11 protein-coding genes are annotated in these 11,081 nt (G+C 69.0%); 6 read left to right on the forward strand and 5 right to left on the reverse strand.

Going from position 1 to position 11,081, the window contains the following annotated elements:
• Positions 1–169: 169 nt before the first annotated feature.
• Complete coding sequence (locus C2L80_RS11780) at positions 170–907, reverse strand: ATP-binding protein (protein ID WP_087198507.1); 738 nt, start codon at positions 905–907, stop codon at positions 170–172.
• Positions 908–1,889: 982 nt separating this feature from the next.
• Between C2L80_RS11780 and C2L80_RS11785 the strand changes: the two genes are divergently transcribed.
• From C2L80_RS11785 to C2L80_RS11795, 3 genes are all read left to right on the forward strand, one after another.
• A complete protein-coding gene (locus tag C2L80_RS11785) occupies positions 1,890–2,279 on the forward strand; it encodes an ArsR/SmtB family transcription factor (protein ID WP_171899920.1) in 390 nt (129 codons plus the stop codon).
• Between the two features lie 53 nt (positions 2,280–2,332).
• Positions 2,333–2,551: a cation transporter gene (locus tag C2L80_RS11790; RefSeq protein ID WP_087198508.1), complete on the forward strand. Its 219-nt coding sequence runs from the start codon at positions 2,333–2,335 to the stop codon at positions 2,549–2,551.
• A 108-nt stretch (positions 2,552–2,659) separates the two neighbouring features.
• Positions 2,660–4,582: a heavy metal translocating P-type ATPase gene (locus C2L80_RS11795; RefSeq protein ID WP_087198509.1), complete on the forward strand. Its 1,923-nt coding sequence runs from the start codon at positions 2,660–2,662 to the stop codon at positions 4,580–4,582.
• A gap of 310 nt (positions 4,583–4,892) precedes the next feature.
• On the opposite strand, the gene C2L80_RS11800 is transcribed toward C2L80_RS11795, so the two are convergent.
• From C2L80_RS11800 to C2L80_RS11815, 4 genes are all read right to left on the reverse strand, one after another.
• Positions 4,893–5,825 (reverse strand): sensor histidine kinase, encoded by a 933-nt coding sequence (locus tag C2L80_RS11800; protein WP_224759144.1) that lies wholly within the window; start codon positions 5,823–5,825, stop codon positions 4,893–4,895.
• A 28-nt stretch (positions 5,826–5,853) separates the two neighbouring features.
• Entirely contained in the window at positions 5,854–6,633 is a 780-nt protein-coding gene (locus C2L80_RS11805) for an ABC transporter permease (RefSeq protein ID WP_092196912.1), read from the reverse strand.
• A complete protein-coding gene (locus C2L80_RS11810; RefSeq protein ID WP_103263264.1) occupies positions 6,630–7,547 on the reverse strand; it encodes an ABC transporter ATP-binding protein in 918 nt (305 codons plus the stop codon). Before C2L80_RS11810 ends, C2L80_RS11805 begins: the two co-directional genes overlap by 4 nt.
• Before the next feature lie 385 nt (positions 7,548–7,932).
• Positions 7,933–8,634, reverse strand: a complete 702-nt coding sequence (locus C2L80_RS11815) for a response regulator transcription factor (RefSeq protein WP_103263265.1) — start codon at positions 8,632–8,634, stop codon at positions 7,933–7,935.
• 152 nt (positions 8,635–8,786) lie between these two features.
• On the opposite strand from C2L80_RS11815, the gene C2L80_RS11820 reads away from it, so the two are divergent.
• The 3 genes from C2L80_RS11820 (at position 8,787) to C2L80_RS11830 (ending at position 11,005) form a co-directional block, all read left to right on the forward strand.
• On the forward strand, positions 8,787–9,221 hold the full coding sequence (locus C2L80_RS11820; protein WP_129589957.1) for a hypothetical protein: 435 nt from the start codon (positions 8,787–8,789) through the stop codon (positions 9,219–9,221).
• 82 nt (positions 9,222–9,303) lie between these two features.
• On the forward strand, positions 9,304–9,990 hold the full coding sequence (locus C2L80_RS11825) for a response regulator transcription factor (protein WP_103263267.1): 687 nt from the start codon (positions 9,304–9,306) through the stop codon (positions 9,988–9,990).
• Between the two features lie 10 nt (positions 9,991–10,000).
• A complete protein-coding gene (locus tag C2L80_RS11830) occupies positions 10,001–11,005 on the forward strand; it encodes a sensor histidine kinase (protein ID WP_103263268.1) in 1,005 nt (334 codons plus the stop codon).
• Positions 11,006–11,081 lie beyond the last annotated feature (76 nt).

Raw genomic sequence — 11,081 nt, forward strand, 5'->3', positions numbered from 1 at the left:
GTTCGGGGGGTTCGGGGGGTTCGGGGCATCCCGAACCCCCCGCGTCAGGCAGGCAGAAGAACGGATGTTTCACGTGGAACATTTGTGCCTGCTCTTCCGCGCAAGCACGCGGCGATGGCCCTTGCGGAAAGGCCCGCCCTGGCGCGCGAAGCGCAAGCGGGCGGGCGTCTCAGCGGCGCTCGAGCAGCTCGCCGCGCGTGGAGATGACGGCCACCTCGACGGGGACGGCCTTGCCGCAGCGCTCGACGGCAGAGAGGACGGCGCGCTCGAGGCCTCCGCAGCAAGGAACCTCCATACGTGCGACCGTGATCGAGGCCACGTCGTTGGCCGCGAGGATGTCGGCGAGCTTGTCGGCGTAGTCGACACCGTCGAGCTTCGGGCAGCCGACGAGCGTCACCTTCCCGCGCATGAAGCGCCGATGGAAGTCGGCATAGGCGAACGCCGTGCAGTCGGCGGCCACGAGGACGTCGGCGCGGTCGAAGTACGGCGCGCGCACGGGCACGAGCTTGATCTCCACCGGCCACTGGGCCAAGCAGGACGGCAGGCTCCCCTCCGCGTCCTCGCCGCCGCCTTGGCGCGCGGCGCCGTCGTGGCGCTGGATCGGGTCGGCGGCTCGGTGGCCGAAGAAGCGCGAGAGCGCGCCGGGGCAGCCGCCCGAATGCGCGGACGCCGCAGCCTGCGCCGCGCGCACGGCCTCCTCGTCGTAAGCCGCGGCCTCCCGCTCGACGAACGAGATGGCGCCTGTCGGGCACGCGGGGAGGCAGTCCCCCAGCCCGTCGCAGAAGTCGTCGCGCAAAAGGCGCGCCTTGCCGCCGACGAGGCCGATGGCCCCTTCGTGGCAGGCCGAGACGCACAGGCCGCAGCCGGTGCAGGCTTCCTCGTCGATCTCGATGACGGTTCGTATCATGCGCGTTTCCTCCCGGGGGTCGCAGGTTGCTTGCAAGACGCCTCGTGCGCGGATTTCTCGTCGTCGGTGCGCGTCCACCGCGCGCGGCCCGCAGACCGCCTCGAGGCGGTCGCCTCTCGTCCTTCTACGAGGGTACCATCCGGCCTCCCCTTTCTTCTGTTGTATTTCCAACAAATGGGAAAATCTCCCGTCGCGCGCCGCATCGTCGCGCACGCGTCGCTCGGCTCGTTTCCCGCAGCCCCACCGACTTCAAGGCAGACGCAGCGGATTGGGGCTTCAGAGCTTGGCCCGAACGAGATGGGCGGCGCGCTTCTTGCGCATGGAGCGTTGCCGACAGGGTTCGGGCGCGCGGTCCTCGCGCTATGGCGTGCTTCGCGCAAGGAGGCGGGCATCGGCGACGTCCGCACCTCGCAGAGCTCGGATCGCCTCGCCTGAACTGCGACGACCTCGAACCTACGGCCCTCTCCCCTTCTTGACATCGATTATCGGAAGCGAACCGATGTTTCACGTGAAACATCGGTTCGAAAAACGAGCGAGCGACTTCGCGGGCGTTGCCGGATGCTGCCGGGTGCCAACGGCCGCCCTTTCGCCCGCCGTCTCCGCGGCAGACGCGCTTCCCCGCCTGAGCCCCGAGGTGTGTCGGCGCCCGCATCCCGCATCTTCGACCGCGGCTCCCGTCTCGCAAAGCGATCTCTCTCGCGAGCATCGACGATGCATCCCGCGTCGCCAAGCGTCCGCTTTCGGTTTCGTCGCCACCGCGCCCCGCCTCGTCAGGCTTCCTCGTCCGGATCGTCGAAAGGAGCGAAGCGCGCCGCAGCGGAGGCGGCGGGATTGAACGAGCGACGTCCACGAAGCCCCTTCTTCCGACCTCCAACCTCCGCAGGATCAAAGTTGCGGAAAACCTCTCTTTGACCCTTGACAGCGCACCGTTCGTTCTTATACTTATGAACAGTTGTTCATATGTTAAGAGGAAAGAGCGACCATGGAGAATCAAGAAGGCAAGGAGGTGCCCGCGGCGAGCGCGCACGACCACGGCTGCGCATGCGGCGACGCCGGGCACTTCTCCCTCGACCAACCGCCCGAGAGTCTGCCTGACGAGGAGCTGCTCTACGACCTCGCCGACCTGTTCAAGGTGTTCGGCGACACGACGCGCATCAAGATTCTGTATGCGCTCATGGCGCGTGAGCTGTGCGTCGCCGACCTCGCCGAGCTCATCGGCGCCACGCAGAGCGCCGTATCGCACCAGCTGCGCACGCTCAAGCAAGCCCGCCTCGTGAAGTTCCAGCGCGACGGCAAGAACGTTATCTACTCGCTGTCGGACGACCACGTATACACCATGCTCGCCCAGGGCATGACTCACATCTGCGAGTAGCCCATCCGGCTACCGCAGCCCTGGATGACACCGGACTACGAAAGGACTACACCATGCGCAAGGCTTTCAAACTCCAGGACCTCGATTGCGCGAACTGCGCCGCGAAGATGGAGAACGCCATCAAGAACATCGACGGCGTGAAAAGCGCCACGGTCAGCTTCATGACGCAGAAGCTCGTGCTCGAGGCCGACGACGACCGCTTCGACGCCGTGCTCGACGAGGCCGAGCGCGTATGCCGGAAGATCGAGCCCGACTGCGTCATTTTGCGCTAACCATTTCAAACTCCGAGGGGAACCGCTCGTCACACGAACGGATGTTTCACATGAAACATCCGCGGGCCGGCGCGCGCCCTCCCCTCCCCGATTCCAAGGTTGGAGACCATGAATAAGAAGCAGAAACGTACGAGGAATCGCATCCTCCTCGCCATCGCGCTGTTCGTCGTCGTCTACGTGATCGCCGAGCTGTTGCCGCTCGCCACGTGGCTCGGCAGCGAGACGGCCGCGCTGTGGGTGGAGTTCGCGCTCTTCCTCGTCCCCTACCTCATCGCCGGCTACGACGTGCTGCTGCGCGCAGCGAAGAACATCGGCCACGGCCAGGTGTTCGACGAGAACTTCCTCATGACGGTGGCCACCATCGGCGCGTTCGCGCTCGTGCTGTTCCCCGACAGCGATCCGCATATGGCCGAAGGTGCCGCCGTCATGCTGTTCTACCAGGTGGGCGAACTGTTCCAAAGCTACGCCGTAGGCAAGAGCCGGAAATCCATCGCCGACATGATGGACATCGCGCCCGATTTCGCCAACGTGGAGCGCGACGGCGAGCTCGTGCAGGTGGACCCCTACGAGGTTGCCGTGGGCGACGAGATCGTGGTGAAAGCAGGCGAGCGCGTGCCGCTCGACGGCGTCGTGATCGCCGGGACCTCGCAGCTCGACACGGCGGCCCTCACGGGCGAGTCGGTGCCGCGCGAGGTGCGCGAGGGCGACGAGATCATCTCGGGCTGCGTCAACATGACCGGCCTCATCACCGTGCGCGTGACGAAGCCTTATCACGAGTCCACCGTGTCGCGCATCCTCGAGCTCGTGGAGAACGCGGCCGAGAAGAAGGCCAAGACCGAGAACTTCATCACCCGTTTCGCCCGCTACTACACGCCGGCCGTCGTGGGCATCGCGGTGCTGCTGGCCGTCGTGCCGCCCCTGCTGCTTGGCGGCGGCTGGTCGGACTGGGTGCAGCGCGGCCTCATCTTCCTCGTGGTGTCGTGCCCCTGCGCCCTCGTCATCAGCGTGCCGCTGTCGTTCTTCGGCGGCATCGGCGGCGCCTCGCGCCTCGGCATCCTCGTGAAGGGCAGCAACTACCTCGAGACGCTCGCGGCCGCGGAGACCGTCGTGTTCGACAAGACGGGCACGCTCACGGACGGCTCGTTCAACGTGGTGGCCATCCATCCGGAGGCCGACATCGACCCCGACCGTCTGCTCTCCATCGCGGCGCACGCGGAGGCGTACTCGAACCATCCCATCGCGCTCTCGGTGCGCGCGGCCTACTCGGGGCCCATCGACCAGCAGCGCATCGACGACGTGCAGGAGCAGAGCGGCCACGGCGTGCGCGCGCGCATCGACGAGCACGTGGTGCTCGTGGGCAACGACAAGCTCATGAGCGCGTGCGGCGTGGGCTGCCACGAGTGCGAGCTCACCGGCACCATCCTCCACGTGTCGCTTGACGGCGAGTACATCGGCCACATCGTCATCGCCGACGTCATCAAGCCCGACGCCGTCGAGGCCATCGCCGCGCTGCGGGCCGCAGGCGTGAAGAAGACTGTCATGCTCACGGGCGATCGCGCCGACGTGGCCGCCGCCGTGGCGAAGGAGCTGGGCATCGACGAGTTCCGCGCGCAGCTGCTGCCGCAGGACAAGGTCGCCGAAGTGGAGAAGCTGCTCGAGGAGACGCATGCGCACGGCACCGGGAAGGGCAAGCTGGCCTTCGTGGGCGACGGCATCAACGACGCTCCGGTGCTCACGCGCGCCGACATCGGCATCGCCATGGGCGCGATGGGCTCGGACGCGGCCATCGAGGCGGCCGACGTCGTGCTCATGGACGACAAGCCGTCGAACATCGCGCGGGCCATCGGCATCGCCCGCAAGACCATGGGCATCGTGTGGCAGAACATCGTGTTCGCCCTCGGCGTGAAGTTCCTCGTGCTGGTGCTGGCCGCCGTCGGCATCGCGAACATGTGGCTGGCCGTGTTCGCCGACGTGGGCGTGGCTGTGATCGCCATCCTGAACGCCATGCGCGCCATGAACGTGCGGAAATAGCCGCAAACGGGCTGCTTCTCCCAACAGGAGAGCCGCTTACGCACGGCGTGGTGGACGAGGCTGCGCTTGGACGCGCATCATGGGTGGCGATAAGCGCCGAAGTTGGAAAACCCTGCGTCTCGTGCGCTGTCGGAGGCCCGGTGGAACGCAGGGCCGTACGACCAGGTGCTTTGCAAGCCGGAGTGCGGCAGAATCGGACGGAAGTTTCCGAAATCGGCTGTTTCTCGCCAATCGGGACGACGAACCTCGCCAGCTGGGATCGGCGGGCCCTGAAGCCCTCATTGAGCCCCGAGGGCCGTTTCGAGCCCGTCTACCCCTGCCTGTTTCGGGCGGGCTCCAGCGCGAGCTCGAAGCGCAGCCAGAACGCGCCGCCGCGGTTCTGGGCCGTCGCGTCGAGCGAGGCGCCCATGAGCTCGGAGAGCGAGCGCGCGATGGCCAACCCCAGCCCCGAGCTCTCGTTCCCGCGCGCGGCGTCTGCCGTGAAGAACGGCTCGAACAGCCGCTCCAGCTCGCCTTCCGAAAGCTCGTCTGCGTCGTTGGCCAGCTCCACGACCACCCGCCCGTCCTCCCGCTCGAACGCAGACGCCTCGAACGACCCCTTCGCGTAGGCGCCGGCGTTGCCCAGCAGGTTCTCCAGAACGCGTTCGAGCGCGGACGGGTCGGCCAGCGCGAAGAGCGGATGCGCGGGAAGATCGACCCGCACGTCCAAGCCGCGGTCGGACAGGAGGCGGTGGCGCTCGGAGATCGCCTCGCGCACGGCGCGGCAGACGTCCACCTCCCCGATTTCAAGGCGCGCATCTGCGCTGCGCGCCTGCGACAGCTCGTAGAACTGCGCGACGAGGCGCTGCAGCGCGGCGGTCTTGCGCCGGACGGTGGCGAGCGAAGCGCGCGCCTCGTCGTCGAGCGATTCCCCGTCCATGAGCGCCAGGTAGCCAACCATGGCGGTGAGCGGCGTCCTGAGGTCGTGGCTCAAGCTTTCCACCTGGGACTTCAACCGATCCTCTTGCCGTGCGCACGCCGCTCGCCGCTCTTGCTCGGCCTCGAGCACCCGGTTGACGGCGTCGAGAAGCTCCTCCAGCTCGGCGCAGGGCTGCGGCAGCCTCGCCGTGCGGTTGCCCTCGATGCGCTCCGCGATCTCGGCGAGCTCGGCGCTCGCCTGCCGGATCGATCGCTTGAGCAGCTTGAGACGGACGGCGAGAAGCGCCGCCGCCGAGAGCGCGAGGGCAAAAAGCCCCGCAAGCATCGCCTCCACCTGCGCCTCCTCCCTTCCGTCACAGCTCCGTCTTCTCCGCGCGCCACAGGCCCCAGGCGCCGAACGCCGCGATGCCCGCGAATCCCGTGACAAGGCACTTCGCCAAGCCCCAGGGGGTGCTCCACAGGAATTCGGCAGCGCCGCTCTGGTTGATGAGCACCCCGCTCGAGAAGAAGTTCGCGGGCATCCAGGCGGCCAGGGCGGCTACCGGCTCGAGGAAGCGCCCGATGTTGTCCAACAGCATGGGGACGAAGAAGACCACCGCGCCCCACGCGACGAAACCCGCCCACGACGTCGGCAGCGTCGCGCACACGGCCACGGCGAGCACGGCGCAGGCGACGGTGAACGGCAGGGCCGCGCCGATGCCTTGGAGCAGGTAGCCCGTCGCCTCGAGCCCCGGCCCCTCCAAGAGCGCAAGCGCGCTGCCGACGAACACGACCAGAAACGCCGCCAGGCAGATCAGCCCCAACGCCGTGGACACGAGGCATTTGCCCAAGAACAGGTCGCGCCGCGACAGGCCGTGCGAAACGGCGTTCTTGAACGTGCCGTCCTTGCCCTCGTCGGAGAACAGGTTCCACACGAGCAGCCCGGCCACGAAAAACGAAAGGCTCGGCGCGCAGATGACGTTGCTCAGCGAGAACCGCACGGTCGCGTACGGGAAGTCCGGATCGGACGAGCCCACGCCGAACAACAGCAGGTTGGCCGCCAGGCCGAGGCCGCACAGCACGCCGGTGAACGCGTAGAACTCGCAGCCGCGCGTGATGCGGTACCACTCGCTTCTCGCATAGTTCAGCATCATGCGCCCCCTTTCTCCTTCAGTTCGAAATAGTACTGCTCGAGCGTCGTCTGCCGCCGCTCGAGCCGGAAGATGTCCAGGCCGTGCGCGCTCGCAAGGCCGCTGTATGCCTCGATGGGAAGCCGCGGGTCGAGGATGCGCACCGCGCCGTCGGGCAGCACCTGGTATCGCTCGCGCGCGCACTCCCCTTCGAGCAGCACGGCGTAGCGCGCGGGATCGGACACGGCGATGTCGATGCAATCGGCGCATCGCGCACGCAGCGTCTCGGCGCTCACCTGCTCGATCAGGCGGCCTCGCCGCAAAAACGCGTATTCGGTCGCCACGTGCTCGAGCTCGGCGAGGTGATGGCTCGACACCACCACGGTGACGCCCCGCTCGCGGTTGAGGCGCGCGAGCAGGGCGCGCACCTCCGCGATGCCGCTCGGGTCGAGGCCGCTTGTCGGCTCGTCCAAAACGAGCGCCTCCGGCTCGCCCATGAGGGCCATCGCCAGCCCGAGGCGCTGTTTCATGCCCACGGACAGATCCTTCGCGCGCCGCTTCGCCGCCTGCGCCAGCCCCACCGTCTCCAAAAGCGCGTCCGTCCTGCCCGCCCCCGGCACGCCTTTTCGGATGCGGCAGCATTCCAGGTTCTTCTCCACGCTCAGGCGAGGGTAGAATCCGGGCTGCTCGATCAGCGCGCCGATGCGCGAGCGCTGGCGCTCGAGGGCGCGCGCGTCATGCTCGCCGAACAGCCGCACCTCCCCTCGCGTGGGAAACGCCAGGCCGCACAAGACCTTGAACAGGGTGGACTTGCCCGCTCCGTTGTCGCCCACAACCCCGAGCACCGCCCCGCGGCGCACCGCGAGGCTCACGCCGTCGAGGGCGGCGACAGCGCCGTAGCGCTTCTTCAGGCCCCTCGTCTCGATGACCGCCTCCATGGGAAAGCGCCTCCTTTCTCTCGCGCAGCGCTTTCGGCGAACGCCGCGTCGCGCACTGCGGGGGCGAGCCCCGCTTCCAGCAAGGGATCGAACATGCCGGAGGACATGCTCGATCCCTCCTTCGATTCGGACGTTGCGGGAACAACGATAGCCGACGCGCCTGAAATAAGTCCTCAAGAAAGCGTAAGGAAAGCCTAAAGACGCATCCGTTCCCGAAGCATCGGCTCCGGTGCATGTCGGAAGCGGCCCTTGCAGGGCGAAGGCGCGCCGCATGCCCCACCGTGCGCCCGTCCCGCGCAAGGAGCGCGCCATGGGGCGGGCGGCCCCGGCGCGAAGGCCCCGCTGCGGGTCGGCCGTCCCGCGTTCAGAGAAGGGGCCGGTGCGCTCATGCCAGCTTGAATCCGATGCCCCAGACGGTCTTCACGTACTCGTCCTGCGCGCCGGCGGCCGAAAGCTTCTTGCGGATGTTGCTCACGTGCACGTTGACGGCGTTCTCCTCGCCGTAGTAGCCGCACCTCCACACCAGCTCGTAGAGGCGCTCGCGCGAGAACACGCGGTCGGGCGCGCGCATGAGCACGTGGAGTATGTCGAACTCGCGGACGGTCAGGGCCACCTCGACGCCGTCGAGCGTCACGCGGCGGCGCGCGGCGTCGAGGCGCAGGCCCCGATGGGAAAGCACCTCGTCGCCGACGTCCGCGCCCAACGGCACCGGAGCGCCCTGCGCGCGCCTGAGCACCGCATGGATCCGCGCAGCCACCTCGTCGGGGTCGAAGGGCTTCGTCACGTAGTCGTCGGCGCCCAGCTTGAGCGCGGCCACCTTGTCGGAGGCTCCCGCCTTCGCCGACACCACCACGACGGGCGTGCGGGCGCCCGCTTCGCGCATGCGCCCGATGATCGCCGGCCCGTCCATGCCCGGCAGCATCATGTCGAGCAGGACGAGGTCGAACGGCGCGCGCTCCATGCGCAGAAGCGCTTCGGTGCCCGAGAAGGCCGAAACCGCCTCGAACCCTTCGCGCGTCGCGATGCGCGCCAAAAGCGCGTTGATGTCCGGATCGTCCTCCACGACGAGGATGCGCCCTGCCTCCATGCCCTCTCCTTCCGAAGCCTTCCGTCTGCGCCCCGAACCCGGTCGCGGACGGCCAGGGCCCATGATACCATCGCCGCGTCCGCAGCATGCGCATGGCGGCCGGTATTCGACGCGGTGACGGGCGTCTTGCGCTCCGAAACCGAACGCCCCGCATGCGCGAAGGGGCGCTACGCTGGGGCCTTATGAGCGACGCGCGCGACATCGGACGGCATGGCGACGGGCCCTCGCCCCCGCGGACGGGGCGCGCGTTCGTCGTGGCCGCGCGCTGGCTGCTCGCAGCGGCATGCGCCGCGGCCATCCCGCTCGCCTTCGGGGCCCTTGCGCTGCCCGCGCGCCTCGGCGCGTTCGCGGCGCTGAGCTTCCTTCTGGCCAACGCCCTGTGGCAGCACCTTCCGCTCGCGCCCGCCTGCCTTGCGGCGTTCGCCGCCTCCGCGCTGTTCGCCGTCGTCGTGGTCGCCCTCGTCGACGTGGGCGGGGCCTCCGATGCGGGGAACCTGATCTTCTACCTCTGCTTCGCGGCGCTCGGCGCGGCGCTCGCCCGCCTCGCCCTCAAGGCGATCGACCGGACGGCCAGGCGCCGCCTTTGAGCGACCCTCCTCCGGAAGCGCCCCCCGCCCCTCCCGACCCCCGATCTGCTACCATAGTCGGCGAACCGAGGGAAGGAGCGCCATGCGCATACTCATCGTGGAGGACGACGCGGCCATCGTGGGCAGCCTGACGGATCTGCTGCGCCGCGAGGGCTACGAGACGCGTCACGCGAGCCGCCAAGACGACGCGGTGGCGCTTCTGGACGCCGAGGGCTTCGATCTGGCGCTCGTGGACGTGGCGCTTGCGCAGGGCAACGGGTTCGCGGTGTGCGCGGCGGCGAAAGGAGCCGACCCCGCGCCCGCCGTCATCTTCCTCACCGCCTCCGACGACGAGTACAGCACGGTGGCGGGCCTCGACATGGGGGCCGACGACTACATCGCCAAGCCCTTCCGCGCCCGCGAGCTGCTCTCGCGCATCCGCTGCGCGCTGCGCCGCGCGCAAGGGCCGGCAAGCGGCCCGCTTCGGCTCGGCGACGTGGAGATCGACCCGTCGGCGGCCGTCGTGCGCAAGGCGGGGCGCGAGGTGGCGCTCACGGCGCTCGAGTACCGGCTTCTGCTGCTGTTCGCGCACAGCGGCGGGCGGCTCGTCACGCGCGAGCACGTGCGCAACGCAATCTGGGACAGCGCCGGGGAGTACGTGGGCGACAACACCCTCAACGTGTACGTGAAGCGTCTGCGCGACAAGATCGAGGACGACCCGTCCGATCCGAAGCTCGTGCTCACGGTGCGGGGCCTGGGCTATAAGGCCGGCGTCGCGGCCGAGGCGTGAGGGGGCGCTCATGGGCCTTTTGAGGAATCGCGCCTTTCGCCGGGAGCTCGCGCTCATGGCGGGCGTCCTCGCAGCGGCGGCCGCGCTCGCCTGCGCGGTCGAAGGAGGTGGCGCCGCAGCGTGGGCGCTCGGCACAGGCGCGCTGTCGTGTGCGCTGTTCTGGGCGTTCTCGGCGCGGCGGCATCGCGAGATCGCGCGGTTGGCCGAGGAGGTGGACGAGGTCTTGCACGGAGGGCGGCGCATCGACTTCTCGGACTACCGCGAAGGGGACCTGGCCGTCCTCAAAAACGAGCTGGCGAAGATGACGGCGGCGCTTGCGGGCGCCAACGAGCGCCTGGGACGGGAGAAGCAGGCGCTCGCCGACGCGCTGGCAGACGTGTCCCATCAGATACGCACGCCGCTCACGGCCATCGGGCTGACCGTCGCAGCCATCGAGGCGGCGCGCGACGACGCCGAGCGCTTTCGCGCCCTGCGCGAACTGGAGGGTCTTGTCGAGCGCGTGGGCTGGCTCGTGACGGCGCTCCTCAAGCTGGCGAAGGTCGACGCCGGCGCCATCCGCGTGCAAGCGTCGGCCGTGGACGCGCGGCGGCTCGTGCGCGAGGCGCTGGCTCCGCTCGAAGGCGCGCTCGACCTGCGCGGCGTGGCCGTGGAGACGCGCGTGGCGCCGGGTGCGACGTTCACAGGCGACGCCGCCTGGTCGGCCGAGGCGCTCGGCAACGTGCTGAAGAACTGCATGGAGCACACGCCCTCCGGCGGCGTCGTGTGCGTGCGCGCCTTTGAGGACGCCGTGGCGTTCCGGATTCTCGTGACGGACACGGGCCCGGGCATCGCGCCCGAGGATCTGCCGCATTTGTTCGAGCGCTTCTACCGCGGCGCGGGGTCCGAGGGGTTCGGCATCGGGCTTTCCCTCGCGCGCTCGCTTGCGACCGCGCAGGGCGGCACGCTGAGCGCCGGAAACGATCCCGACACCGGAGGCGCGCGCTTCGAGTTCGCGTTTCCGAAGATGGTGGTGTGAGGGGCGCCGCCGGCGGCGCCCCGCGGGAGGGGGTTGCGGGCGAAAGACCGTCCCTTCCCCTCCCCCTCCCCAATTC

The sequence above is a fragment of the Rubneribacter badeniensis genome (assembly GCF_002899695.1).
Lineage (GTDB): Bacteria > Actinomycetota > Coriobacteriia > Coriobacteriales > Eggerthellaceae > Rubneribacter > Rubneribacter badeniensis.